At 66.2% G+C, this 23,993-nt stretch carries 24 protein-coding genes; 15 read left to right on the top strand and 9 right to left on the bottom strand.

The features are described 5' to 3' along the window. The first annotated feature begins 29 nt into the window (after positions 1 to 29). From EV147_RS09370 to EV147_RS09355, 4 genes are all read left to right on the top strand, one after another. Positions 30 to 827, top strand: a complete 798-nt coding sequence (locus tag EV147_RS09370) for a MetQ/NlpA family ABC transporter substrate-binding protein (RefSeq protein WP_130390803.1) — start codon at positions 30 to 32, stop codon at positions 825 to 827. 207 nt (positions 828 to 1,034) lie between these two features. Further along, positions 1,035 to 1,784 carry an electron transfer flavoprotein subunit beta/FixA family protein gene (locus EV147_RS09365; RefSeq protein WP_130390802.1) on the top strand — a complete coding sequence of 250 codons (750 nt, stop codon included), beginning with the start codon at positions 1,035 to 1,037 and terminating at the stop codon, positions 1,782 to 1,784. 17 nt (positions 1,785 to 1,801) lie between these two features. Further along, positions 1,802 to 2,737 (top strand): electron transfer flavoprotein subunit alpha/FixB family protein, encoded by a 936-nt coding sequence (locus EV147_RS09360; RefSeq protein WP_130390801.1) that lies wholly within the window; start codon positions 1,802 to 1,804, stop codon positions 2,735 to 2,737. A gap of 117 nt (positions 2,738 to 2,854) precedes the next feature. Continuing rightward, entirely contained in the window at positions 2,855 to 4,639 is a 1,785-nt protein-coding gene (locus EV147_RS09355) for an acyl-CoA dehydrogenase (protein ID WP_130390800.1), read from the top strand. A gap of 45 nt (positions 4,640 to 4,684) precedes the next feature. Here the strand turns inward: EV147_RS09355 and EV147_RS09350 are convergent, their stop codons facing one another. Next, a complete protein-coding gene (locus EV147_RS09350) occupies positions 4,685 to 5,989 on the bottom strand; it encodes a D-amino acid dehydrogenase (protein WP_130390799.1) in 1,305 nt (434 codons plus the stop codon). A 109-nt stretch (positions 5,990 to 6,098) separates the two neighbouring features. On the opposite strand from EV147_RS09350, the gene EV147_RS09345 reads away from it, so the two are divergent. Together EV147_RS09345 and EV147_RS09340 are read left to right on the top strand one after the other, a co-directional pair. After that, on the top strand, positions 6,099 to 6,614 hold the full coding sequence (locus EV147_RS09345) for an Lrp/AsnC ligand binding domain-containing protein (protein WP_130390798.1): 516 nt from the start codon (positions 6,099 to 6,101) through the stop codon (positions 6,612 to 6,614). 73 nt (positions 6,615 to 6,687) lie between these two features. Next, on the top strand, positions 6,688 to 7,773 hold the full coding sequence (locus EV147_RS09340; protein ID WP_130390797.1) for a PA0069 family radical SAM protein: 1,086 nt from the start codon (positions 6,688 to 6,690) through the stop codon (positions 7,771 to 7,773). 18 nt (positions 7,774 to 7,791) lie between these two features. Here EV147_RS09340 and EV147_RS09335 read toward each other — a convergent pair whose 3' ends face one another. From EV147_RS09335 to EV147_RS09325, 4 genes are all read right to left on the bottom strand, one after another. Continuing rightward, the gene (locus tag EV147_RS09335) at positions 7,792 to 8,028 is read right to left on the bottom strand and encodes a hypothetical protein (protein WP_130390796.1); all 237 of its coding nucleotides are present in this window, start codon (positions 8,026 to 8,028) and stop codon (positions 7,792 to 7,794) included. 112 nt (positions 8,029 to 8,140) lie between these two features. Then, positions 8,141 to 8,638 (bottom strand): NINE protein, encoded by a 498-nt coding sequence (locus tag EV147_RS09330; protein WP_130390795.1) that lies wholly within the window; start codon positions 8,636 to 8,638, stop codon positions 8,141 to 8,143. Between the two features lie 40 nt (positions 8,639 to 8,678). Further along, positions 8,679 to 8,828 carry a hypothetical protein gene (locus EV147_RS26090; RefSeq protein ID WP_198680195.1) on the bottom strand — a complete coding sequence of 50 codons (150 nt, stop codon included), beginning with the start codon at positions 8,826 to 8,828 and terminating at the stop codon, positions 8,679 to 8,681. A 229-nt stretch (positions 8,829 to 9,057) separates the two neighbouring features. Further along, on the bottom strand, positions 9,058 to 9,465 hold the full coding sequence (locus tag EV147_RS09325; protein WP_130390794.1) for a hypothetical protein: 408 nt from the start codon (positions 9,463 to 9,465) through the stop codon (positions 9,058 to 9,060). Between the two features lie 333 nt (positions 9,466 to 9,798). Between EV147_RS09325 and rpsP the strand changes: the two genes are divergently transcribed. The 5 genes from rpsP to EV147_RS09300 all read left to right on the top strand — a co-directional run bounded on the left by rpsP (position 9,799) and on the right by EV147_RS09300 (position 12,885). Continuing rightward, the gene (rpsP, locus tag EV147_RS09320) at positions 9,799 to 10,056 is read left to right on the top strand and encodes a 30S ribosomal protein S16 (protein WP_130390793.1); all 258 of its coding nucleotides are present in this window, start codon (positions 9,799 to 9,801) and stop codon (positions 10,054 to 10,056) included. 63 nt (positions 10,057 to 10,119) lie between these two features. After that, a complete protein-coding gene (gene rimM / locus EV147_RS09315; protein ID WP_130391248.1) occupies positions 10,120 to 10,788 on the top strand; it encodes a ribosome maturation factor RimM in 669 nt (222 codons plus the stop codon). A 29-nt stretch (positions 10,789 to 10,817) separates the two neighbouring features. Then, positions 10,818 to 11,600: a tRNA (guanosine(37)-N1)-methyltransferase TrmD gene (trmD, locus tag EV147_RS09310; RefSeq protein ID WP_130390792.1), complete on the top strand. Its 783-nt coding sequence runs from the start codon at positions 10,818 to 10,820 to the stop codon at positions 11,598 to 11,600. 74 nt (positions 11,601 to 11,674) lie between these two features. Continuing rightward, positions 11,675 to 12,064 carry a 50S ribosomal protein L19 gene (gene rplS, locus EV147_RS09305; RefSeq protein ID WP_130390791.1) on the top strand — a complete coding sequence of 130 codons (390 nt, stop codon included), beginning with the start codon at positions 11,675 to 11,677 and terminating at the stop codon, positions 12,062 to 12,064. Positions 12,065 to 12,204: 140 nt separating this feature from the next. Then, positions 12,205 to 12,885 (top strand): CoA pyrophosphatase, encoded by a 681-nt coding sequence (locus EV147_RS09300; RefSeq protein WP_130390790.1) that lies wholly within the window; start codon positions 12,205 to 12,207, stop codon positions 12,883 to 12,885. 15 nt (positions 12,886 to 12,900) lie between these two features. On the opposite strand, the gene EV147_RS09295 is transcribed toward EV147_RS09300, so the two are convergent. Next, positions 12,901 to 13,758, bottom strand: coding sequence for a sulfurtransferase (locus tag EV147_RS09295; RefSeq protein ID WP_130390789.1), 858 nt, complete (start codon positions 13,756 to 13,758; stop codon positions 12,901 to 12,903). 194 nt (positions 13,759 to 13,952) lie between these two features. On the opposite strand from EV147_RS09295, the gene dnaE reads away from it, so the two are divergent. Both dnaE and EV147_RS09285 read left to right on the top strand, forming a co-directional pair. Then, complete coding sequence (dnaE, locus tag EV147_RS09290) at positions 13,953 to 17,456, top strand: DNA polymerase III subunit alpha (protein ID WP_130390788.1); 3,504 nt, start codon at positions 13,953 to 13,955, stop codon at positions 17,454 to 17,456. Then, positions 17,449 to 18,708, top strand: coding sequence for a glycosyltransferase (locus EV147_RS09285; protein WP_130390787.1), 1,260 nt, complete (start codon positions 17,449 to 17,451; stop codon positions 18,706 to 18,708). Before dnaE ends, EV147_RS09285 begins: the two co-directional genes overlap by 8 nt. Here EV147_RS09285 and EV147_RS09280 read toward each other — a convergent pair. Next, a complete protein-coding gene (locus EV147_RS09280) occupies positions 18,641 to 19,423 on the bottom strand; it encodes a glycosyltransferase family 2 protein (protein ID WP_130390786.1) in 783 nt (260 codons plus the stop codon). The two genes, EV147_RS09285 and EV147_RS09280, sit on opposite strands and share 68 nt — an antisense overlap. A gap of 90 nt (positions 19,424 to 19,513) precedes the next feature. Here EV147_RS09280 and msbA point away from each other — a divergent pair, with 90 nt between their 5' ends. Next, a complete protein-coding gene (msbA, locus tag EV147_RS09275) occupies positions 19,514 to 21,283 on the top strand; it encodes a lipid A export permease/ATP-binding protein MsbA (RefSeq protein ID WP_130390785.1) in 1,770 nt (589 codons plus the stop codon). Between the two features lie 85 nt (positions 21,284 to 21,368). After that, positions 21,369 to 21,983, top strand: a complete 615-nt coding sequence (locus EV147_RS09270; protein ID WP_130390784.1) for a peroxidase-related enzyme — start codon at positions 21,369 to 21,371, stop codon at positions 21,981 to 21,983. 79 nt (positions 21,984 to 22,062) lie between these two features. Here EV147_RS09270 and EV147_RS09265 read toward each other — a convergent pair whose 3' ends face one another. Next, entirely contained in the window at positions 22,063 to 22,557 is a 495-nt protein-coding gene (locus EV147_RS09265; protein WP_235844639.1) for a hypothetical protein, read from the bottom strand. 211 nt (positions 22,558 to 22,768) lie between these two features. Further along, on the bottom strand, positions 22,769 to 23,965 hold the full coding sequence (locus tag EV147_RS09260; RefSeq protein WP_130390782.1) for an alpha-D-ribose 1-methylphosphonate 5-triphosphate diphosphatase: 1,197 nt from the start codon (positions 23,963 to 23,965) through the stop codon (positions 22,769 to 22,771). Positions 23,966 to 23,993: the final 28 nt, after the last annotated feature.

Below are 23,993 nucleotides of genomic sequence, written 5' to 3'. Positions count from 1 at the left end.
TTTCTACAGGGAAAACGGGGTAAATCGAAATGCAACGTCGTAATGTGCTGAAGAGCGCTGCGGTACTGGCGCTGGGTGTGGCGGTTTCGGGTGGCGTGTTCGCACAGGAGAAGCCGATCAAGGTGGGCGTGACCGGTGGTCCGCACGCGCAGATCATGGAACAGGTCAAGAAAGTGGCGGCCAAGGACGGCCTGAACATCCAGCTCGTGGAGTTCAGCGACTATATCCAGCCGAACGCCGCGCTGGCCGCTGGCGACCTCGATGCCAACAGCTACCAGCACCTGCCGTACCTCGAAGCCCAGATCAAGGATCGCGGCTACAAGTTCACGCACGTGGCCTTCACGGTGACGTTCCCGATGGGCGTCTACTCGAAGAAGATCAAGTCGCTGGACCAGGTGAAGCAGGGCGCCCGCATTGGCGTGCCGAACGATCCCACCAACGGCGGCCGTGGCCTGCTGCTGCTGCAGGCCAAGGGCCTGATCAAGCTGCGCGCCGACGCCGGCCTCAAGGCCACGCCGCTGGATATCGTCGAGAACCCGAAGAAGATCAAGATCGTGGAACTGGACGCCGCCCAGCTGCCGCGCTCGCTGGACGACCTCGAGGCTGCCGCGATCAACGGCAACTATGCCGAGTCAGCAGGCCTGTCGCCCACGCGTGACGCCATCGCCACCGAAGGCCCCAAGGGTCCGTACGCGAACCTGATCGCCATCCGCGAGGCCGACAAGAACAAGCCGTGGGTGGCCAAGCTCGTGAAGGCCTACCATTCGCCCGAAATCAAGCAGTACGTGCAGACCACCTTCAAGGAATCGGTCATTACGGCCTGGTAAGTTCTAGGGGTTTTCATCCAGACACTGGGCGCGCGGGGCATCCTGCGGCACAATGTGTGGGGATTTTTCGAGTTGCCGGCTATGCCCGGCAATTCTTTGTCTATAAAATAGTACGATCGTTCGAAAATCAAAAGCGCCGCCACCCCGGTGGTTATAATGGCGAGCGATTCAAAACTTTGGACTATCAGCTATCAGTGGAGTGAGCGCATGAAAGTACTCGTCGCAGTCAAGCGGGTGGTGGACTACAACGTCAAGGTCCGCGTGAAGTCGGATGGCTCGGGTGTCGACCTGGCCAACGTCAAGATGAGCATGAACCCGTTCGACGAAATCGCCGTGGAAGAGGCCGTGCGCCTGAAGGAAGCCGGCGTCGTCACCGAGGTGGTTGCCGTATCGTGCGGCGTGGCGCAATGCCAGGAAACGCTGCGTACCGCGATGGCCATCGGTGCCGATCGCGGCATCCTGGTGGAATCCGCCGAAGACCTGCAGCCGCTGGCCGTGGCCAAGCTGCTCAAGGCCCTGGTGGACAAGGAACAGCCGCAGCTGGTGATCCTCGGCAAGCAGGCGATCGACGACGATTCGAACCAGACCGGCCAGATGCTGGCTGCGCTGGCTGGCCTGCCGCAGGCAACGTTCGCCTCGAAGGTCGTGGTGGCGGATGGCAAGGCATCGGTGACCCGTGAAGTCGACGGCGGCCTGGAAACACTGTCTGTCAAGCTGCCGGCCGTGGTGACCACCGACCTGCGCCTGAACGAGCCGCGCTACGTGACGCTGCCGAACATCATGAAGGCGAAGAAGAAGCCGCTGGAAACCGTCAAGCCGGAAGATCTCGGCGTGGACGTGAAGCCGCGCCTGTCGACCGTGAAGGTCGTCGAACCGGCCAAGCGCAGCGCTGGCCAGATGGTCCCGGACGTGGCCACGCTGGTACAGAAGCTGAAGTCGGAAGCCAAGGTCATCTGAGCGCGGGGAGATAGAACATGACTGCACTTGTCATTGCTGAACACGACAACCAATCGATCAAGGCCGCCACGCTGAACGCCGTGACGGCAGCCACCCAGTGCGGTGGCGATGTCCACGTGCTGGTGGCTGGCTCGAATGCCCGCGCCGCCGCCGATGCCGCCGCGAAGATCGCGGGCGTGGCCAAGGTCCTGCTGGCCGACGCACCGTACTTCGCCGATGGCCTGGCCGAGAACGTGGGCGACCAGATCCTGGCCATCGCCAGCGACTACTCGCACATCCTGGCCCCGGCGACCGCCTCGGGCAAGAACATCCTGCCGCGCGTGGCCGCCAAGCTGGACGTGGCCCAACTGTCGGACATCACCAAGGTGGATTCGCCCGACACGTTCGAGCGTCCGATCTACGCCGGCAACGCGATTGCCACGGTGAAGTCGGCCGACAAGATCAAGGTCATCACCGTGCGCGGCACGGCGTTCGACCCGGCTGCCGCCGAAGGCGGCTCGGCTGCGGTGGAAACGCTGCCGGCCGTGGCCGATGCGGGCATCTCGCAATTCGTGTCGCGTGAAGTGACCAAGAGCGACCGTCCGGAGCTGACCGCCGCCAAGATCATCGTCTCGGGTGGCCGTGGCGTGGGCTCGGGCGAGAACTACACGAAGGTGCTGACCCCGCTGGCCGACAAGCTCGGCGCGGCCATGGGCGCCTCGCGTGCGGCAGTCGATGCCGGCTTCGTGCCGAACGACTACCAGGTGGGCCAGACCGGCAAGATCGTGGCCCCGCAGCTGTACATCGCCGTCGGTATCTCCGGCGCGATCCAGCATCTGGCCGGCATGAAGGATTCCAAGGTGATCGTGGCGATCAACAAGGACGCGGAAGCCCCGATTTTCTCGGTGGCGGACTACGGCCTGGTGGGCGACCTGAACACCGTGGTGCCGGAACTGGTGGCCGCACTGGGCTGATCGACAGCCCGCCCAAGCCGGATCTTCCACTTCCCTGGATGATCCGGCCGGGACAGAAGAACAAGAAGCCGTTCCGGGTATCCCGCGAGCGGCTTTTTTACAGATCAGGAGACGTCGATGACCTACCGTGCACCGCTCAAGGACATGCTGTTCGCCATGAACGAACTGGCCGGCCTTGCGCAATTGAGCCAGCTCCCCGGTTACGAGGATGCCACCCCCGACACCGCGCAAGCCATTCTGGAAGAAGCCGCGCGCTTCAACGAGGAAGTGGTCGCGCCGCTGAACCGCGCCGGCGATCTCGATCCGAGCAGTTGGAAGGATGGCGAAGTCACCACCACGCCCGGCTTCAAGGACGCTTTCCGCCAATTCGGCGAGGGTGGCTGGCAGGGTGTGCTGCATCCGGCCGATTTTGGCGGCCAGGGCCTGCCCAAGCTGGTGGCCACGCCGTGCAACGAGATGTTGAACGCGGCCAACCTGTCGTTCGCGCTGTGTCCGCTGCTGACCGATGGCGCCATCGAGGCGCTGCTGACTGCGGGCACCGACGCCCACAAGCAGGCGTTCCTGCCCAAGCTGATTTCGGGCGAGTGGACGGGCACGATGAACCTGACCGAGCCGCAAGCCGGCTCGGACCTGGCCGCGGTGCGCACGCGCGCCGAGCCGCAGGGCGACGGCACCTACAAGATTTTCGGCACCAAGATCTTCATCACGTACGGCGAGCACGACATGGCGAAGAACATCGTCCATCTGGTGCTGGCGCGCACGCCCAACGCGCCCGAGGGCGTCAAGGGCATCTCGCTGTTCACGGTGCCCAAGTTCCTGGTCAACGCCGATGGATCGCTGGGCGAGCGCAACGACGTGCAGTGCGTGTCGATCGAACACAAGCTCGGCATCAAGGCCAGCCCGACTGCCGTGCTGCAGTTCGGCGATCATGGCGGCGCCATCGGCACGCTGGTGGGCGAGGAGAACCGCGGCCTCGAGTACATGTTCATCATGATGAACTCGGCGCGCTTCTCGGTGGGCATGCAGGGAATTGCAGTGTCCGAGCGCGCCTACCAGCAGGCGGTGGCGTATGCGAAGGACCGCGTGCAGAGCCGCCCGGTGGATGGTTCGGCGCGCGAGGGCGTGACGATCATCCACCATCCGGACGTCAGGCGCATGCTGATGACGATGCGGGCGCTGACCGAGGGCGCGCGTGCCGTGGCGTATTTTGCGGCAGCGGCCAGTGACGTCGCGCACCAGCATCCCGACGAGGCGGTGCGCCGCCAGAACATGGCGCTGTACGAGTTCCTGGTGCCGATCGTGAAGGGCTGGAGCACCGAACTGTCGATCGACGTGACGAGCCTGGGCGTGCAGGTGCACGGCGGCATGGGCTTCATCGAGGAAACCGGCGCGGCGCAGCACTACCGCGATGCACGCATCCTGCCGATCTACGAAGGCACGACGGCGATTCAGGCCAATGACCTGGTAGGCCGCAAGACCGTGCGTGACGGCGGCGCCGTGGCCCGCAACCTCTGCGCGCAGATCGCCGAGACCGAGGCGGCGCTGGGCCGGCACGGCGGCGCGGCTTTCACGGCCGTGGCGGCGCAACTGAAGCAGGGACGCGAGGCGCTGGAAGCGGTGGTGCAGTTCGTGGTCGACAACACGAAGTCGAATCCCAACGCGGTGTTCGCTGGCAGCGTGCCTTACCTGAAGCTCTGCGGCATCGTGCTCTCGGGCTGGCAGTTTGGCCGCGCGATGCTGGCGGCCGACGCGAAGCGGGCGGAAGATCCGTCGTTCCACGACGCGAAGATTGCCACGGCGCACTTCTTCGGCGAGCACATCCTGTCGCAGGCGGGCTCGCTCCGCGCGGCAATCGTGGCGGGAGCCGAACCGGTGAACGCGTTGACGGCGGAGCAGTTCTGACCCGCAGGCAGCGATAAAAATGGCGACCCTCGGGTCGCCATTTTTTTACGCCGTCACCGGCTGCGGTACATGGTGCGGGCGCGCCGGCTTGCGATACCGCTCGACGGACAGATCATCGGCGCGGATCGCCGGGCGGGCGCCCGAGACCAGATCCGACAGCAACTGTCCCGAACCGCAGGCCATGGTCCAGCCCAGCGTGCCGTGGCCGGTGTTGAGCCACAGGCCCCGGATGCCGGCGGGGCCGACCACCGGGGTGCCATCGGGCGTCATCGGCCGCAGGCCGGTCCAGAACGTGGCGCGGGCCACATCGCCGGCACCCGGGAAGAGGTCCGTCACCACGTGTTCGAGCGTGCGGCGCTTGTTCGGATCGAGCGAGCGGTCGTAGCCGACGATCTGCGCCATGCCGCCCACGCGGATGCGGTCGTCGAAGCGCGTGATCGCCACCTTGTAGGTTTCGTCGAGCACGGTAGAGACCGGGCTTTTCTCGGCGTCCAGCAGGGGCACCGTGATCGAGAAACCCTTGAGCGGATAGACGGGCAGGTTCGACAGGCCCGGCAGCACGTGCCTGACGAACGGCGTCGACCAGCTTCCCAGCGCCACCACCACGGCGTCGGCCATCATCGGCTTGCCCGCGACGATGGCGCCTGTGACGGCATCGCCTTCGGTCAGCAGGCCATCGATCGACTGGTTGTAGTGGAACTGCACGCCGATCGACGCGGCCATCGCGGCCAGGCGCTCGGTAAAGAGCTGGCAGTCGCCGGTCTCGTCATTGGGCAGGCGCAGGCCGCCCGCCAGCTTCTGGCCTGCTGCGGCGAGCGCCGGCTCGGCGGCGCCCAGCGCCTCGCGCGAGAGCAGTTCATAGGGCACGCCGGCTTCTTCGAGCACGGCAATGTCGCGCGCGGCCGCTTCCAGTTGCGCCTCGGTGCGGAACACCTGCAGCGTGCCCTGCTGGCGGCCTTCGTAGGAGATGCCGGTTTCGGCGCGCAGTTCGCGGATGCAGTCACGGCTGTACTCGGCCAGCCGGACCATGCGCTCCTTGTTGGTGGCGTAGCGGTCGGCCGTGCAGTTCTGCAGCATCTGCCAGATCCACTGAAGCTGGAACAGCGTGCCATCGGGTTTGATGCTGAGCGGCGCGTGCTGCTGGAACATCCACTTGATCGCCTTCAGCGGCACGCCCGGTGCGGCCCACGGCGACGCGTAGCCCGGCGAGATCTGTCCGGCGTTGGCGAAGCTGGTGCCAAGCGCCGGCCCGGATTCGCGGTCCACCACCACCACTTCGTGACCGGCGCGCGCCAGGTACCACGCACTTGTTACACCAATCACGCCACTGCCAAGGACCAGGACTCGCATTTTCGGGGGCTCCAACCTGCGGATTCAAGCTGTAGAAGAATTTGTCTCTATACTATTGGCTTTGAACCAGTCATAGTTTTCGAACTTCTCACAGAAACAGGAAAAAATCATGCGTACGAGCCGTCAGCCGATACGAACGCTGGATCGCCTGGACCGGAAGATCCTGGCGGTGCTGCAGGCGGATGGCCGCATCTCGATGAAGGACCTGGCCGAGGCCGTGGGGCTGACCATCACGCCTTGCATCGAACGCGTGAAACGGCTGGAGCGCGACGGCGTGATCATGGGCTACTACGCCCGGCTGAATCCGGCGTTGCTCGGCAGCGCGCTGCTGGTGTTCGTGGAGATTTCGCTCGGCAACAAGTCGGGCAACATGTTCGAACAGTTCCGGCGCGAGGTGTCGCGCATCCCCGAGGTGCTCGAATGCCATCTGGTCTCGGGCGATTTCGACTACCTGATCAAGGCCCGTATCCGCGAGATTGGCGAATACCGCCGGCTGCTCGGCGACATCCTGTTGCAACTGCCCGGCGCGGCGCAGTCAAAAAGCTACGTGGTGATGGAAGAGATCAAGGAGACGCTCGCCATTTCGGTCGAGGCGCTGGAAGGCGGCGGCCCCGCCATCTCCTGAGCCGCCCCTTGGATTTTCCCGGCGGGACACTGTATATTTATACAGTGTTAGTCGTGCTTGCCGGAGAGAACCGATGGCTTCCTATCGTGCGCAGCCCCAGAAGGGCCGGGGCGCCGTATCCAATGTCGAATCGCGGTTCGATGGCTGGTCGCGCGAAGTGGACCTCGACGGCCTGGCCGGCGAGTTGGACGCCCACGGCGAGCGCCCCGTGCCGCGCACGACGGTGACGATCGAGTCGGTCAAGTCGATCATCACGCGCAACCAGTCGCCGGACCTCCCGTTCGACCAGTCGATCAACGTCTACCGGGGCTGCGAACATGGCTGTTCCTACTGCTTCGCGCGACCCACGCACGCCTACATGGGCCTGTCGCCGGGGCTTGATTTCGAGACGAAGCTGTTCGCCAAGCCCAATGCGGCCGAGTTGCTGCGCAAGGAACTGTCAAGGAAGTCGTACCAGCCTTCCGTTATCGCCATCGGCACCAATACCGACCCTTACCAGCCGATCGAGCGCGAACTGGGGCTGGCGCGCTCGGTGCTCGAAGTGTTGGAGGAATTCAACCATCCGGTGGCGATCACGACCAAATCCGCCCTGGTGACGCGCGATATCGACATCCTCGCCCGTATGGCCGGAAAAGGGCTGGCGCGGGTCTATATCTCGGTCACGTCGCTGTCGGCCGATATCGCCCGCAAGCTGGAGCCGCGCGCCAACACACCGTCCCGGCGCCTGGAGGGCATCCGGCGGCTGGCCGAGGCGGGCATACCCACGGGCGTCATGGTGGCGCCGATCATTCCCGCGCTGACCGACACCGAGATCGAACGCATCCTCGAAGCCGCCGCCGAGGCTGGCGCGGCGTCAGCCGGCTACGTGATGCTGCGCCTGCCGCTGGAAGTCCATGACATCTTCGTGGAGTGGCTCGAACAACACTATCCGGGCCGCAAGCGGCACGTGCTGAGCCTGATCGAGCAGTTGCGCGACGGCCGCCACAACGACGCCACCTTCGGGCAACGGATGCGCGGCACCGGCATCTTTGCAGACCTTGTGGAGAAGCGCTTCCAGCAGGCGTGCCGGCGGCTGGGGCTCAACAAGGAACGGCCGCCGCTGCGGCTCGATCAGTTCCGGGTGCCGCAAGAGGCATCGCCGCAGGGAAGCCTGTTCTGAGGGCCAGGGGGCCAGGGGCTAGGGGGTGTTGTCGGGCAAGCCGGGAAAGCTCGTCGCGGCATGCCGGCGCAGCACCGGCGGGGAGGGGCGGCGATCCGCCGCCGCGTGCCGCGCGGTGTCAGCAACCGTGTCATCGATCATGCGGCAGGCCATTTCCAGTGCCGCGCGGGCCTTGGCCGGTGGCAGGCCGGATGACATGGCCAACCTGACGGCGATTGCCGCCAGGCGTCCTTCCTCGTAGCTCGGATGTTCCATCTATGCCTCCTGGGCGGACGACAGCAGACTGCAAGAACCGGGACTAAGCAGTATGGGTGATTTGCAGCGGAACGGAAGGATGACCACCCCGGCAGTGAGGGGGAGTTGCAGACTACTCCTGCGAAAGCGCCTTGGCGGCTTCCACCTGGGATTCGAAGAAAGTCTGGAAGCTGATCGCCAGGCCGGCCATCAGCAGGCCCGTGCCGATCATCAGCGACAGGATCACCAGGATGATCACGGGCCAGCCCGACCGCGTCGGTCGGCCGTGGGTGTTGTAGCGGGCGTCCCATCTGTCGTCGGGGCGCAGGCCAAACACGATCGCGGTCAGGAACGCGGCGACTACCGATATACCGCCGGCCACGGCAAACGTCCAGTTCAGCGCCGCATTGCCGACGCCGAGCACCATCGAAGCGACGCCAACCGCACCTGCCAGAATGGCCGCGAGGTGCGCCCAGCCGAACCTGTCGCCGAAGCCGTGCAGGTAGAAGCGGTGCGCGCCGACACTGCCCAGCAGGAACGCCAGCGCGACCGTGACGAGCTTGGACTTCCGCCGGATCGGGCCGGCGGGCGGGGAAGGCGCGAGGAGGGGGGCTTGGCTGGCGGCAGTCATCGGCACATTGTACGCCGAGCCATGCCGCGGCCGGACGTCGTCAGGAAGGCGCGAGGCTCGCGAGCGCGTTGGAGAACAGCGTGGAAATGTGCGGTTCGCCCCACAGGACGAACGTCAGCACCAGCATGAAGAGAACTGCCAGCGACAACTGGCCCGCATGCCGGGCCAGGTCGTGGAGGAGGGGTGACATGCTGAACCTCGACAGATGTTCTTGTGGAGGCCGTGCCCGACCTCGGGGTCCGAGCAGTGGGTGCCGGACAGAGGCAGGTCAGTTCGTTTGCCGTCTGTACAACAACGGCACGCTGAAGGGCCCCGGACAGCGCCGGGCAGCAGCCTGTGCGGCGTTTTAAGGCGTGCACAGAAGACAGACATGTGAAAACGGCCGGAAGTTCCGGCCGTGGCATCATCGAGGGGGCAGATCAGCGTCCGCCGTCGCGTCCGCGCGCCTGCCAGCCGGGGCCGACCTGCGTCGGGCGCACATCGGTGCCGCGGATCGCGCCATCGGCCGTGTTGCGGTCCGGGCCGCCAGCCTGGCGCCCGCGTCCGTCATCGCGGCCGCCCGCATCCGGTGGCCGGCCGCTGAGGCGGTCGTCGTTGCGGGCGCGTTGTTCCATGCGGTCGATCTGCTGCTGAACGTGCTGGCGGTTCTCGGCGCGCATGGCGGCGACGTCGTAGGTCTCGCCGCCAAGCCGGACCGCGCGCACCGGCAAGTCGGCGGCGCGCTGCCAGAAGGCAACTTGTGCGTGGCTGGTGGCGATGGCGCCAACCAGGCCGATGACGGCCACGGTACCAGCCACCAGAGAGCGCAGGTGGGGGCGGGTAAGCATGCGGTTTCCCAAAGTCCAGGTGATGAGTCAGGCGTTGGGTCCATGGTACGCAGCAGCCCTGTGATGGCCTATGCGAAACCCGTTACCGGTGTAACGGATTGTTTCGTCATTTTTGCCAGCTTTGGCGCCTCGGCTGCGCAACCGCGCCAGCGCGGGCGTGGCGGGGATTTAGAGGGCGCTCTCGGGGTGCCTGGGTTGCGTGCGCGGCGCATCCTGCGCGCCACAGACGCGAAAACCTGTGGCGCAATGCCCTAAGTGTTTGTTTGCGCTCGGGAAGTGGGCTATACTCTTGCGTTTCGTGTTCGCACACCCCGTTTTTTCGAGGAATTTACAATGGTCGTAATCCGTCTGGCTCGCGGCGGCAGCAAGAAGCGCCCCTTCTTCAATATCGTTGCTACCGATTCGCGCAACCGTCGCGATGGCCGTTTCATCGAGCGTGTTGGCTTCTACAACCCGCTGGCTACCGAGAAGCAGGAAGGCCTGCGCCTGGTGCAGGACCGTCTGGCCTACTGGCAAGGCGTTGGCGCCCAACTGTCGCCGACCGTTGCCCGCCTGGTCAAGCAAGCCGCCAAGGCTGCTCCGGCTGCCTGATAGGCTTGTCGTCCGTGCACCGGTTTCCGGTTCACGGCGATGTCTGAACGACGCTCCGCCAACGTGACTGGCAATGCCACCGGCCGCCGGCCGCTGAATCTGTCCAATGCCGCCACGCCGGGCGGTGCCGCTGGCCGACCGGCCAGGGTACCTGCCGCGCTGCTGTACACCGATGCGCTGCCCGACGATCTCGTCGAGGTGGGCTACGTGGCTGCGGCCTACGGTATCCGCGGCTGGATCAAGGTTCAGCCGCATGCGGACGACGCCTCCGCATTGCTTCACGCCCGCCGCTGGTGGCTGCTTCCCGCGCCACCGCCCGGCAGGGTGGCAGTGCCAGGGTCGTCGGCGGAAGCGTTGAGCATCAAGATCGCCCAGTCGCGCGAACATAGCGGTACCGTGGTGGCGCAAGCTGCCGGCGTTTCGGAGCGCAATGTCGCCGAGATGCTCAAGGGCCGCCGCGTCTGGATCCGGCGCGCGGATTTTCCGGCGCCGGAAGAAGGTGAGTTCTACTGGGTCGACCTGATCGGTTGTGCCGTGGTCAACGAGCAGGGCGAAGCGCTCGGCGAAGTGACCGGCCTGATCGACAATGGCGCGCACCAGATCCTGCAGGCAGCCTATGCGCTGCCCGACGGAACGACGGCCGAGCGGCTGATTCCGTTTGTCGACGCCTATCTGCGCACGGTGGATGTTCCCGGCCGGCGCATCGTGGTCGACTGGGGGCTCGATTTCTGAAGTATTGACGTGACGTCCAGGGAGGCGCGATGCAGTTCGATGTGATCACGCTGTTTCCCGAGATGTTCCGTGCGCTGACCGACTGGGGCATCACCAGCCGGGCGGCCAAGCAGCAGCGCTATGCGCTGCGCAGCTGGAATCCCCGCGATTTCACCGTGGACAATTACCGGACGATCGACGATCGGCCGTATGGCGGTGGTCCCGGCATGGTCATGCTGCCCGGTCCGCTCGACGCTGCGCTGGACGCCGCCGGGGCCGCGCAGCGCGATGCCGGGGTAGCCAGGCCGCACGTCGTGCTGATGTCGCCGCAGGGTGCCACGCTGACGCACGGCAAGGTGATGTCGCTGGCGCAGCAGCCCGGACTGGTGCTGTTGTGCGGGCGCTACGAGGCGATCGACCAGCGTCTGATCGACCGCCGCGTGGACGAGGAAATCAGCCTCGGCGATTTCGTGCTGTCCGGGGGCGAACTGCCCGCGATGGCGCTGATCGATGCGGTGGTGCGGCATCTGCCCGGCGTGCTGGGCGATGCGCAGTCGGCGGTGCAGGACAGCTTCGTCAATGGCCTGCTCGATTGTCCGCACTACACGCGGCCGGAAGAATATGAAGGCGTGCGGGTACCCGAGATACTGCTCGGGGGCCATCACGCCGAGATCGAAAAATGGCGGCGCCAGCAGGCGCTGGCCAATACCGCGCGCAAGCGTCCCGATCTGATCGTGGCGGCGCGCGCGCAAGGATTGTTGTCCAGGGCCGACGAGAAGTTTCTGTCGGAACTGGCAGCGAAAGCAGGGCGGGAGTTCGCTCCCGCCAAGTGAAACCCCCATCCTCTGCCGGGGCCCAGCAAGGTTCTGGGGCATTGAACGCCGGTACGATGGTCAAGGAGAAAACGATGAACATCATCGAGCAGATCGAGAAGGAAGAAATCGCGCGTCTGACCGCGAACAAGACCATCCCCGAATTCGCACCCGGCGATACCGTTATCGTCAGCGTGAATGTGGTGGAAGGTACGCGCAAGCGCGTGCAGGCTTACGAAGGTGTGGTGATCGCTCGCCGCAACCGTGGCCTGAACAGCTCCTTCATCGTGCGCAAGATCTCGTCGGGTGAAGGCGTGGAACGTACGTTCCAGCTGTACTCGCCGCTGATCGCCAGCATCGAAGTCAAGCGTCGCGGCGACGTCCGTCGTGCGAAGCTGTACTACCTGCGCGAGCGCTCGGGCAAGTCGGCACGTATCAAGGAAAAGCTGGTGACGAAGGCCTCGAAGGTCGCCGCCGCCCAGTAAGCTTTCCTGGAGGCACCGGGCAACTGGTGCCGCGCCAGACCGGCTTTGCGAAGGACACCCCTCGGGGTGTCCTTTTTGCTTTGTGGCGCCCGGGGCGCGCCTGACGCGATACGGCGCTTCCTGTCATACTTGACGTCGTTATGCGCCCCATTTTCGACCCCGAGACACTACCGGTCATCGCGACCGACCTCCAGCGCGCGCCGCTTTCCGCGCCGCGCATGCAGCCCGACTTCATCCGGCACCGGCTGCTGTCGCCGCCGGCCTGGGAGCCGGAGTTGACTGACGAATCCAGGATCTACGACAAGACGCGTGGCTTGCGCGAGGCTGCGGTGCTGGTGCCGCTGGTGGAGCGCAAGCATGGCCTGACCGTGTTGCTGACGCAGCGCAACGCCAACCTGTCGTCGCATGCCGGGCAGATCAGCTTTCCGGGCGGGCGCCAGGAAACCTACGATGCCGACCGCATCGCCACGGCGCTGCGCGAGACCGAGGAAGAGGTCGGGATCGAGCGGGATTTCGTAGAAGTACTAGGCTCCCTGCCCGACTACATCACGGGAACCGGCTTTCACGTGAGCCCCGTGGTGGGGCTGGTGCGCCCCGGCTTCACGCTGCGCCCCGATGCGGGCGAGGTGGCCGAGGTTTTCGAGGTGCCGCTGGCATTCCTGATGGACCCGTCGCGGCACGAGCGCCGCGTCTATCGGTACGAAGGCGGCGAACGGCAGTTCTACGCGATGCCGTACCCGCTCGAAGCAGGCGGGAACCGCTTCATCTGGGGCGCCACGGCCGGCATGCTGCGCAACCTGTACCACCTGCTGGCCGCCTGAGCGGCCGGATAGTCTTCAGGCTGCGGCTGCGGCTGCGGCTGCGGCGGCGTCCGCGCAATGCGGGCAGCTCTTGCCTACCACGTACTTCGGGTGCTGCTGTTCCTCGGGCGTGACCACGGCGCGGCAGGCAAAGCACTGCACCGGGCCGGCCGGCTCCAGGTTCGGATTCAGCGCGGTACGGTAGTCGAAGACGAAGCAGTCGCCCTGGTAGTGGCTGCCGCCCACTTCCTCGAAATACTTCAAAATGCCGCCTTCGAGCTGGTAGACGCGCTCGATGCCGGCTTCCTGCATGTGGATGGCCGCTTTTTCGCAGCGGATGCCGCCCGTGCAGAACGACACCACGGTCTTGCCCGCAAGCGCGGCCTTGTTCTCGGCCACGGCTGGCGGAAACTCGCTGAATTTCGAGATGTTGTATTCCACGGCATTGTCGAACGTGCCGACCGCCACCTCGAAATCGTTGCGTGTATCAAGCATCACCACCGGCCGGCCCTCGTCATCATGACCCTGGTCAAGCCAGCGCTTGAGATCGACCGGGCGCACCGCCGGCGCGCGACCTGCCTCGGGGCGGATCAGCGGCATCTTCATCGTGATGATTTCCTTCTTGGCACGCACCAGCATGCGCTTGAAGGGCTGGTTCTCGGACAGGCTCTCCTTGGGCGCGATATCGGCGAAGCGGGCGTCGGCGTGCAGCCAGGCCATGAAGCCGTCGATCTGTGCGCGCGTGCCGGCCAGGAACATGTTGATGCCCTCCGGCGCCAGCAGGATCGTGCCCTTGAGGCCAGCGGCCTCGCAGCGCTCGCGCATGGCGGGACGCAGGGTCTCGATATCGTCGAGCGAGACGAACTTGTAAGCCGAAATATTAACGATCTGCATGGTGCGACGCTGCCGGCCGGGCGCGGGCGCGCTCGGTAAATGCCTGATTGGAAAGGCGAAATTATAGCCGTTCGGCGGCGCTCCCGATACCCGTCGCCGCGGGGCCGCCACGGGGGGCGCCGGCCCTGGCAGGTGACATCACTTTACGAAAGTCTCAGCAATCGGAGCGGGGGGAGCCGGTACAATGGCGCCCTATGTCTGCACCCCGCTTCGTACACCTCCGCCTGCATTCCGAATACTCCGTCGTGGACGGCATTGTGCGCCTTGACGACGCCGTCAAGGCCGCCGCCAGCGACGGCATGGGCGCGCTCGCGCTGACCGACCTCGCCAATGCCTTTGGCCTGATCCGCTTCTACAAGGAGGCCCGCGGCAGCGGCGTCAAACCGGTAGTGGGCGCTGACGTCTGGCTGACCAATGCCGACGACCGCGAAAAGCCCGCGCGGCTGCTGCTGCTCGTGCAGGACCGCATCGGCTACCTGAACCTGTGCGCGCTGCTGTCGCGCGCCTGGCTCGGCAACCAGTACAAGGGCCGCGCCGAATTCGAGCCGGGCTGGTTCGAGGAGCCGGGCGAGGAAGGACTGCCGCTGTCCACCGGCCTGATCGCGTTGTCCGGCGCGATGGGCGGCGATGTCGGCCAGGCGCTGGCCAACGGCAATACCGAGGCAGCCCGCCGTGCCGCGCAGCACTGGGCGCGCGTGTTTCCGCAGCGCTTCTATATCGAACTGCAACGCGCCGGACATCCCGGCACCGATGCCTATGTGCAGCAGGCCGTGCAACTGGCGGCGCAACTGAAGTTGCCCGTGGTGGCCACGCATCCGGTGCAGTTCATGACACCCGATGACTTCACCGCGCACGAGGCCCGGGTCTGCATCGCCGAGGGCGAGCTGCTGGCCAACCCGCGCCGCACGCGCAAGTTCACGACCGACCAGTATTTCAAGACCCAGGACGAGATGTGCGCGCTGTTCGCGGACATCCCGTCGGCGCTGCAGAACGCGGTGGAAATCGCCAAGCGCTGCAACCTGACGCTGGAACTGGGCAAGCCGCGCCTGCCGCTGTTCCCGACGCCGGAGGGCATGTCGCTGGACGACTACCTCGTGCACATGGCCAAGGAGGGTCTGGAGAAGCGCCTGGAGGTGCTGTTCCCGGACGACGCCGAGCGCGAGCGCCAGCGGCCCGAGTATTACTCGCGGCTGGAGTTCGAGACCGGCACCATCATCAAGATGGGCTTCCCGGGCTACTTCCTGATCGTGGCGGACTTCATCAACTGGGCCAAGAACAATGGCGTGCCGGTGGGGCCGGGCCGCGGCTCGGGCGCCGGCTCGCTGGTGGCCTACGCGCTGGGCATTACCGACCTTGATCCGCTGAAGTACGCGCTGCTCTTCGAGCGTTTCCTGAATCCGGAGCGGGTCTCGATGCCCGACTTCGACATCGACTTCTGCCAGCACGGCCGTGACCGCGTGATCACGTACGTCAAGGAGAAGTACGGCAAGGAAGCGGTGTCGCAGATTGCCACGTTTGGCACGATGGCCGCCAAGGCGGCCGTGCGCGACGTGGGCCGCGTGCTGGACCTCGGCTACGGTTTTGTCGACAGCGTGGCCAAGCTGATCCCGTTCAAGCCGGGCAAGCTGGTGACGCTGGAGGAAGCCAAGAAGGAAGAGCCGGCGCTGGCCGAGCGCGAGGCCAACGAGGAAGAGGTGCGCCAGCTGCTGGAACTGGCGCAGCGCGTGGAGGGCATGACCCGCAACGTCGGCATGCACGCCGGCGGGGTGCTGATCGCGCCGGGCCGCCTGACCGATTTCTGCCCGCTCTACACGCAGGGCACCGACGGCATGAGCGGCGTGGTGAGCCAGTACGACAAGGACGACGTGGAAGCCGCCGGCCTGGTCAAGTTCGACTTTCTGGGCCTGACCACGCTGACGATCCTGGACTGGGCCGAGCGCTATATCCGCCGGCTCGATCCGTCAAAGGCCGGCTGGAACTGCAGCCAGATTCCGCTCGACGACGGCCCCGCCTTCGACATCCTCAAGAGCGCCAACACGGTGGCGGTGTTCCAGCTGGAAAGCCGCGGCATGCAGGGCATGCTCAAGGACGCCAAGCCTGACCGCTTCGAGGACATCATCGCGCTGGTGGCGCTGTACCGGCCGGGCCCGATGGACCTGATCCCGAGTTTCTGCGCACGCAAGCACGGGCGCGAGAAGGTGGAGTATCCGGACCCGCGCGTCGAGCCCGTGCTCAAGGAGACCTACGGCATCATGGTCTACCAAGAGCAGGTGATGCAGATGGCGCAGATCATCGGCGGCTACTCGCTCGGTGGCGCCGACCTGCTGCGCCGCGCCATGGGCAAGAAGAAGGCCGAGGAAATGGCCAAGCACCGCGAGCTGTTCCGCGAGGGCGCCGACAAGAACGGCCTCAGCGCGCAGCAGGCGGACGACATCTTCGACCTGATGGAGAAGTTCGCGGGCTACGGCTTCAACAAGTCGCACGCGGCGGCCTATGCGCTGCTGGCGTACTACACCGCATGGCTCAAGGCGCATCACCCGGCTGAATTCATGGCAGCCAACATGTCGCTGGCCATGGACGACACGGACAAGGTCAAGATCCTGTTCGAGGACTGCCGTCTCAACAAGCTGACCGTGCTGCCGCCGGACGTCAATGCCAGCGAATACCGCTTCGCGCCCACCGATGCGAAGACGATCCGCTATGGCCTGGGTGGCATCAAGGGGTCGGGCCAGGGCGCGATCGAGGACATCCTGCGCGCGCGCGAGGAGCGGCCGTTCACGGACCTGTTCGACTTCTGCGAGCGTGTGGACCGCCGCCAGGTCAACCGCCGCACCATCGAGGCGCTGATTCGCGCCGGTGCGTTCGACAGCCTCAATGCCAACCGGGCACAGCTGCTGGCGTCGGTGTCGATCGCCATGGAAGCGGCCGAGCAGAAGGCCGAATCGGCCAACCAGGTGTCGCTGTTCGACCTGATGGAGGACGCCGGCGAGGCGCATCGCCCGGAGCTGGTTTCCGAGCCGGCCTGGACCCCCAAGCGCACGCTGCAGGAAGAAAAGCAGGCGCTCGGCTACTACTTCTCGGGCCACCTGTTCGACGCCTCGCGCGACGAGGTGCGCCGCTTCGTCAAGGGCACGCTGGCGGGCCTGGAGAAGGAAGTGCAGGGCAACGGCGGCGGCTATGGCCGCGACGTACGCGGCAAGGTGGTGGCTGGCGTGATCATGGGCGTGCGTACGCAGATGACCCAGCGTGGCAAGTTGATCATCGTCATGATCGACGACGGCACGGCGCAGATCGAGATGACCGTCTTCAACGAGCTGTACGACGCCAACCGGCACATGTTCAAGGAAGACGAACTGATCATCGCGCAGGGTAACGCCCGGCACGATACGTTCACGGGTGGCGTGCGCTTCACGGCCGAGTCGGTAATGGACCTCGTGGCGGCGCGCTCGCGCTATGCCGAGGCGGTGTGCCTGGGCTTCAACGGCAATGCCTCGACCGAGCGGCTGCGCGCGCTGCTGACGCCGTACCTGGCCAGCGTGGCGCAGTCGCCGGGGCTGCCGGTGCGCATCAGCTACGTCAACAAGACCGCCCGCTGCGAGGCCATGCTCGGCGCGCAATGGCAGATCACGCCGTCCGAGGAGGCGCTGACGGAATTCCGCAGCGCGCTGGGCGACAGTGTCTCGATGATCTATGGCTGAGGCGATGCCGGCGCCGGGCGGGCGCAAACAGCGCATCCTGTTCCACGTCACGCATTTCATGCATGGCGGCATCGAGACCTCGCTGGTGTCGCTGCTGGCCTCGCTCGATCCGGAACACTTCGAACTGGGTTTGACGGTGACGTACCCATCGCCCGAACTCGAATCGCATTTTCGCCAAAGGCTGCCGGCACATGTGCAGGTGCACGTGCTGGCGCCCGAGCGCTGGTTGTCGCACTGCCGGCAATTGAAGAAACAACGACGGCTCGGGCCGCTCGGCAAGCTCTACGAGGAAGCGCTGCTGCCGCCGGTGCGCAAGCCGGTGGTGCGGCGCCGCTTCCTGCGCATCCTGCGCGAAGGCGTTCCCGGTGGCTACGAGGCCGTGGTCGACTACGACATGTCGCTGTCGCGGATCACCGGGCCGCTGGCGGTGCCGATGATCGGCTACCAGCACTTCAGCGTGGCGCATCTGGCCAGCGGGCACGGCCGCAAGCTGCGCAAGCTGCGGCACCAGTGCCAGGTGGACTACGACGCCGTGGTGCTGCTCAACGAGAGCATGACGGCGGACGCGCGGCGGCTGATGCCGGAGTCGGCTGACAAGTTCGTCAAGCTCTACAACGCCTTCGATTTCGCGCGCATCCGGCGCCTGGCCGGGGAGGCCGAGCCGGGGTTGCCGGAGCGGCCGTATATCGTATCGGTGGCGCGGCTGGAGGAAAGCCAGAAGGACTTTGGCACGCTGCTGCGCGCCTATGCACAACTGGTGCGGCAGGGCCTTGCCGAAGATCTGGTGATCGTGGGCGACGGCGCCTCGCGGCAGGCGCTGGAGGCGCTGGCCCGTGAACTCGGCATCGACGCCCGCGTGCGCTTCGCCGGCTTCCAGGCCAACCCGTTCGTCTGGATGCGCCACGCCCGGCTGATGGCGTTCAGCTCGAAGATGGAAGGGCTTGGCAACGTGCTCGTCGAGGCGCTGGCGGTCGGGCTGGTCGTGGTCAGCACCGATTGCCCGGTGGGGCCGCGCGAGATGCTGGACGAAGGCCGCGCCGGGCTGCTGGTGCCGGTGGGCGACCCCGCCGCGCTGGCCGAAGCCATCGCGCGCGGCTTGCATGACGAGTCGCTGCGGCAGTCGCTGCGCGACCACGCCGCGCGCCATATCGAGCAGATGGGTTTCGGCCCGACCGCCGCGGCGTTCAGTGGACTGGTCGGTCGCCTGACCCGGCAGGCTGCCGCGCCTGCTGCTGCAGCAGCCAGAGCTTGATGTACTTGTAGTAGCTGGCCTGCCCGTTCATCAGGGCCACGGCCAGCCCCTGCGGGCCGTCGAGGAAGCCGCGCCGCAGCAGGTAGGTACGCAGGAACGCCCAGGCGCCGTGGACCCAGGCACTGCCCACCGAGCTGGTCTTGCCGCGCTGGAACGCCTGGCGGGCGCCGAGGGTGGAGTACTGGTCCACCTTGCGCAGGACCTGCGAGAAATCGTCGTAGGTGTAGTGCAGCAGCGGGGTCTGCAGGTGTCCGATGGCGCCGTCCGTCACCACGTTCTCGTGGACGATATCGTCGGTGAAGCGGGCCTTGCCGACGCGGAACACGCGGGTCAGGCGGTCCGGATACCAGCCGCTGTGACGCATGAAGCGGCCGCAGAAGCGCGAGAGGCGCGGCATGTCGTAGGCGTCGGCCTGGCCGGAGCCGATGGCGGCCAGGATCTCGTCGCGCAGGGCCGGGGTGACGCGCTCGTCGGCGTCGATCGACAGCACCCATTCGGTCTGGACCTTCGACAGGGCCAGATTCTTCTGGGGGCCGAAGCCGGGCCAGGTGGCCGTCTCGTGGACCTCGGCGCCCATGGCGCGGGCGGTCTCCAGGGTGCCGTCGGTGCTGCCGGAGTCCACTATAATCGCGCGGTCGCACCAGGAGACGCTTTCGAGGCATTCGCGGATGTTGTGTGCCTCGTTTTTGGTAATCAGTACGACTGAGATTTTCATAGAGATGCTTGCGAAGGAAGCCCGCAGTCCGGATTTGCCCGCCATTCTAGCGGCAGACGGTGCGCGGCCCGCCCGGCAAGTGGAGCAAACGTGAACGACAACACAAAGCAAACGCCCCAGGAAACCGACACCCTCAAGCGCGTCTGGTCCTACCTGAAGCCAGAAATGCGCAATTTCGTGCTCGCGATCCTGGCCATGGGCCTGGTGGCCGCCAGCGAGGGCATCATCCCGAAGGTGGTCAACGACCTGCTCGACAAGGGCTTTGGCGGCGCCTATGCCGGCAAGCTCTGGCACGTGCCGGCGCTGCTGGTCGGCGTGGCGCTGGTGCGCGGCGTGGCGCAGTTCGCATCCGGCTACCTGCTGTCCATGATCTCGAACAAGGTGCTGCTGAAAATGCGCATGCAGATGTTCGAGCGCATGCTGCGGGCGCCGGCGCTGTTCTACCACCGCAACACGGCCGCGTCGCTGATCAACGCCGTCATCTTCGAAGTCAACCAGGTCATGCAGGTGCTGACCGGGGTGCTGATCACGCTGGTCCGCGACTCGCTGACCGTGCTGGCGCTGCTGATCTACCTGTTCTACACGAACTGGCGCCTGACGCTGGTGGTGGCGGTGCTGCTGCCGAGCATCGGCTTCGTGATGTCGAAGGTGAACCGCCGCCTGCGCCGGCTCAACCGCGAGCACCAGACGCTGACCAACACGGCGGCCTATGTCGTGGAAGAGGCGGCCGGCGGCTACAAGGTGGTCAAGCTGCACGGCGGCGAGGCCTACGAGACCGCGCGCTTCGCCACCATGGCAGAGCGCCTGCGCGGCTACTCGATGCGCATGGCCGTGGCCGGTGGGCTGAACCAGCCGGTGACGGCGTTCCTGGCGTCGCTGGCGCTGTCGGTGATCCTGACCATCGCCATGGTGCAGGCGCAGGCTGACCAGACCACGATCGGCGGCTTTACCGGCTTCGTGATGGCGATGCTGCTGCTGATCTCGCCGCTCAAGCACCTGACCGACCTGAACCAGCCGCTGCAGCGCGGCCTGACCGCCGCCGAGATGATTTTCCGGCTGATCGATGAACCGGTCGAGCCGCTGACCGGCGGCGCCGCGCTGGAGCGCGCCAAGGGCGACCTGGTGTTCGAGAACGTCGGGTTCCGCTACGGCGATGCCGGCCGGCCCGCACTGCATCATGTGAGCTTCCGCGCCGCGCCGGGCGAGGTGGTGGCGCTGGTTGGCCCCTCGGGCAGCGGCAAGACCACGCTGGTGAACCTCGTGCCGCGCTTCTTCGACCCGACCGAGGGGCGCATCATGCTCGACGGCCAGCCGATCGAATCGTTCGCGCTGAACGACCTGCGCCGGCAGATCGCGTTCGTGAGCCAGGATGTGGTGCTGTTCAACGACACCGTGGCCGCAAATGTGGCGTATGGCGTACATCCGCGCGAGGCCATCGATATGGCGCGCGTGGAGCGGGCATTGGCCGCGGCCTATCTGACTGAAACGGTCAAGGGCTTGCCGGAGGGGCTGGAAACCAATATTGGCGACAACGGCATGAAGTTGTCGGGGGGCCAGCGCCAGCGCCTGGCCATTGCCCGGGCGATCTACAAGGATGCGCCGATCCTGATCCTGGACGAAGCCACCTCGGCGCTCGATTCCGAATCGGAACGCCAGGTGCAGGCCGCGCTCGAATCGCTGATGGTGGGGCGTACCACGCTGGTGATCGCGCACCGCCTGTCGACCATCGAGAACGCCGACCGCATCGTCGTGCTCGAACAGGGCCGCGTGGCCGAACATGGCAGCCATGCCGACCTGCTGGCCGCCAACGGCCTGTATGCCGGCCTGCACCGGATCCAGTTCGCCACGGCCGCGCACTGAGCTTCACGCAACAGGATTCACGGCCGTGGCGGGCGCCACGGCCGGGCATGTACCAACAGGGGACGCATACCCCGAGGAGACAGACATGACCGCGCAGTCCGCCAGCACCTCCGCCAGCACTACCCCAATCAGCCGCTTTCCCGTTCCGGCCATTGCCGACCTGCCCGACGACCTCAGGCAGCGCGTGCTGGAAGTCCAGGAGAAAGCCGGCTTCGTTCCCAACGTGTTCCTGGCGCTGGCGCACCGTCCCGCCGAGTGCCGGGCGTTCTTCGCCTATCACGACGCGCTGATGCTCAAGGAGACCGGCAACCTGACCAAGGGCGACCGCGAGATGATCGTGGTGGCTACGTCGGGCGTGAACCAGTGCCTGTACTGCGTGGTGGCCCACGGCGCCATCCTGCGCATCTACGAGAAGAAGCCGCTGGTGGCGGACCAGGTGGCCGTCAACTACCGCAAGGCCGACATCGCGCCGCGCCAGCGCGCCATGCTCGATTTTGCAATGAAGGTGTGCGAGGCATCGCACACAGTGGGCGAGGCCGATTTCGAGGCGCTGCGCGCGCATGGCTTCGACGATGAAGACGCATGGGACATTGCCGCCATCACCGCGTTCTTCGGGCTGTCGAACCGGATGGCGAACACCATCAGCATGCGGCCGAATGAGGAGTTTTATTTGATGGGGCGGGTGGGGAAAGCAAAGTAACGCGCTTGCCGCGACCCATGGTTTTCTCCCCTCTCCCGCTTCATGGGAGAGGGGGACCGGTCAGTGGTGCGGTCGCGCCTCACCGCACCTGCGCACAAGCCCCGCTTTTTGGATCGAACAGCACCGGCCAGGCCTGTTCGTAGATGCCGGGGGTGCAGAACTTCTCGCACTTGGCATGGGCCAGCGTGACGCGGCGCGGGTCCTGCCAGACCATCAGCTTGCAGCCGCCGCCGTCCACCGCGTGCAGCTCGATGTGTGGTGTCTGCTGTACCTGCCGGAACTGGGCGAGGTCGAACTGGCACGAGCCCTTGCGCGAGACCCAGAGTTTCCAGGTCAGCGTCTGCACGGCATTGCGGGAGACGCGGACCACGGCGTCCTCGCGGAAGCCGTCTTCCTCGGTGCGCTTGCACGCGCCCGCCAGCGTGATCTCGCGCGCGGCGATGGGGGTGGCCCGGGCGGCGGGCGGCGGGGGGTAGACCTTGTCGGTATTGACGGTGGGGCCGGCCAGCGGCGGCGAGCGGTCCACGCGCTCGGGCAGCGGGGCGCACGCGCCGCACAAAAAAATAGCCAGCATCGCCGGCACTGATATCGTCGTCGACCTCATGTCCATCCCCTTCGACTACCCCTCCGTCTTCAATGTAGGGGATGGCCCGGCAAAGGCCAGCCTTGCGTGATGGGGACTAGCCCTACCGTGCGAAAACCGGGGCGCCAGCTATAGTCAGAGGATGGGCCGCGTACCGTTTCGGGTGCGCGGCCTTCTGCTTTTTCGAAACGCGCGTTCGAGTTCAGGCCAGTTGCGCTTCGCGCTCGGGCGGCGCGGCATGCTGCACGGCCGGATAGCCGGCGGCGAAGACCAGCCGCCCGGCCGACCACGTGTGGGTGACCAGCGGCTGTCCGGCCACGCTGGCCACGGCAATCACGTCGGCGCGCTTGCCCACCGCCAGCCGGCCGCGGTCGTGCAGCAGGCAGGCATCGGCCGGATTGGCGGTGACCAGTGCCAGCGCGGCGTTCAGCGGCAGGTCGGCCAGCCGCGCAGCGGCCAAGGCGGCGGCGATCAGCGTCGAGGGCTGGTAGTCCGAACAGAGGATGTCGCCCACGCCGGCCAGGATGGCGTCGATGGCGCGCATCGATCCGCTCTGGCTCTTGCCGCGCAGCACGTTGGGCGCACCGAGGATCGTCGGCAGCGCGTGGGCCGAGGCCGCCTGCGCGGTCTCCACGTTGATCGGGAACTCGCTCATCCGCACGCCCAGCGCCTGCATGGCGGTGATCCGCTGCGGGGAGTCGTCGTCATGGCTCGCGGTAGGAATGCCGAGCGCATGCGCCCGGGCCACCAACTGGTTCACGCGCTCGGTGGCGCCGTCCATGTCGGCGAACTTCTTCGCGGCGGCCTCGGCGGCGGCCTCGCGGCTCATGCCGTGGTTGCCCATCATGTACGACAGGTAGGCGTCGAGCGTCTTGAACTGGCCCTGGCCCGGCGAGTGGTCCATGACCGACAGCAGGTCCACCACGCCCTCCGCCATCAGCTTGTCGAGCACGGGCACGGCCGAGGCATCGGAGACCTCGTAGCGGCAGTGGATGCGGTTGTCGACGAGGCTGTGGGCGCGGTAGGCCGCCACGGCGCGTACCAGCGTGGCGGCGGTGTCGTTGTTGCGCACGCCGAAAACGTTACTGGCGAACGACAGCGCGTGGTAGGGCGTGGTGATGCCGGCGGCGGCGTTGCGGCGGTCGATCTGCGCCACGGCGAAGTCGAGCGGGAACAGCACGTTGGCACGGGGCTCGGCTTCCTTCTCGATGGCGTCGCAGTGCACGTCGATCAGCCCCGGCATCACGGTGTGGCCGTGCAGGTCGATGACGTGGGCGTGCGCGGGTGCGGCGCCGGGCTCGATCGCCGCGATCTGCCCGTCGGCGATCAACAGCGCGCTGTCGTGCAGCACGCGGTCCGGCAGGACGAGGGTGGCGTGCGTGAGGTAGGTGGTGGACATGTCCGGTTCCTGTTGGGGTTCGGGCGGG

The organism is Cupriavidus agavae (assembly GCF_004217045.1).
GTDB classification, from domain to species: domain Bacteria; phylum Pseudomonadota; class Gammaproteobacteria; order Burkholderiales; family Burkholderiaceae; genus Cupriavidus; species Cupriavidus agavae.
Note: the sequence above shows the minus strand (reverse complement) of the source record. Positions and strands in the feature narration are given on the sequence as shown.

What these genes read in the sequence shown, in the direction of transcription:
- EV147_RS09370 (WP_130390803.1), top strand. Translation starts at nt 30, where the DNA reads ATGCAACGTCGTAATGTGCTGAAGAGCGCTGCGGTACTGGCGCTGGGT.
- EV147_RS09365 (WP_130390802.1), top strand. Translation starts at nt 1,035, where the DNA reads ATGAAAGTACTCGTCGCAGTCAAGCGGGTGGTGGACTACAACGTCAAG.
- EV147_RS09360 (WP_130390801.1), top strand. Translation starts at nt 1,802, where the DNA reads ATGACTGCACTTGTCATTGCTGAACACGACAACCAATCGATCAAGGCC.
- EV147_RS09355 (WP_130390800.1), top strand. Translation starts at nt 2,855, where the DNA reads ATGACCTACCGTGCACCGCTCAAGGACATGCTGTTCGCCATGAACGAA.
- EV147_RS09350 (WP_130390799.1), bottom strand. Translation starts at nt 5,989, where the DNA reads ATGCGAGTCCTGGTCCTTGGCAGTGGCGTGATTGGTGTAACAAGTGCG.
- EV147_RS09345 (WP_130390798.1), top strand. Translation starts at nt 6,099, where the DNA reads ATGCGTACGAGCCGTCAGCCGATACGAACGCTGGATCGCCTGGACCGG.
- EV147_RS09340 (WP_130390797.1), top strand. Translation starts at nt 6,688, where the DNA reads ATGGCTTCCTATCGTGCGCAGCCCCAGAAGGGCCGGGGCGCCGTATCC.
- EV147_RS09335 (WP_130390796.1), bottom strand. Translation starts at nt 8,028, where the DNA reads ATGGAACATCCGAGCTACGAGGAAGGACGCCTGGCGGCAATCGCCGTC.
- EV147_RS09330 (WP_130390795.1), bottom strand. Translation starts at nt 8,638, where the DNA reads ATGACTGCCGCCAGCCAAGCCCCCCTCCTCGCGCCTTCCCCGCCCGCC.
- EV147_RS26090 (WP_198680195.1), bottom strand. Translation starts at nt 8,828, where the DNA reads ATGTCACCCCTCCTCCACGACCTGGCCCGGCATGCGGGCCAGTTGTCG.
- EV147_RS09325 (WP_130390794.1), bottom strand. Translation starts at nt 9,465, where the DNA reads ATGCTTACCCGCCCCCACCTGCGCTCTCTGGTGGCTGGTACCGTGGCC.
- rpsP (WP_130390793.1), top strand. Translation starts at nt 9,799, where the DNA reads ATGGTCGTAATCCGTCTGGCTCGCGGCGGCAGCAAGAAGCGCCCCTTC.
- trmD (WP_130390792.1), top strand. Translation starts at nt 10,818, where the DNA reads ATGCAGTTCGATGTGATCACGCTGTTTCCCGAGATGTTCCGTGCGCTG.
- rplS (WP_130390791.1), top strand. Translation starts at nt 11,675, where the DNA reads ATGAACATCATCGAGCAGATCGAGAAGGAAGAAATCGCGCGTCTGACC.
- EV147_RS09300 (WP_130390790.1), top strand. Translation starts at nt 12,205, where the DNA reads ATGCGCCCCATTTTCGACCCCGAGACACTACCGGTCATCGCGACCGAC.
- EV147_RS09295 (WP_130390789.1), bottom strand. Translation starts at nt 13,758, where the DNA reads ATGCAGATCGTTAATATTTCGGCTTACAAGTTCGTCTCGCTCGACGAT.
- dnaE (WP_130390788.1), top strand. Translation starts at nt 13,953, where the DNA reads ATGTCTGCACCCCGCTTCGTACACCTCCGCCTGCATTCCGAATACTCC.
- EV147_RS09285 (WP_130390787.1), top strand. Translation starts at nt 17,449, where the DNA reads ATGGCTGAGGCGATGCCGGCGCCGGGCGGGCGCAAACAGCGCATCCTG.
- EV147_RS09280 (WP_130390786.1), bottom strand. Translation starts at nt 19,423, where the DNA reads ATGAAAATCTCAGTCGTACTGATTACCAAAAACGAGGCACACAACATC.
- EV147_RS09270 (WP_130390784.1), top strand. Translation starts at nt 21,369, where the DNA reads ATGACCGCGCAGTCCGCCAGCACCTCCGCCAGCACTACCCCAATCAGC.
- EV147_RS09265 (WP_235844639.1), bottom strand. Translation starts at nt 22,557, where the DNA reads ATGCTGGCTATTTTTTTGTGCGGCGCGTGCGCCCCGCTGCCCGAGCGC.
- EV147_RS09260 (WP_130390782.1), bottom strand. Translation starts at nt 23,965, where the DNA reads ATGTCCACCACCTACCTCACGCACGCCACCCTCGTCCTGCCGGACCGC.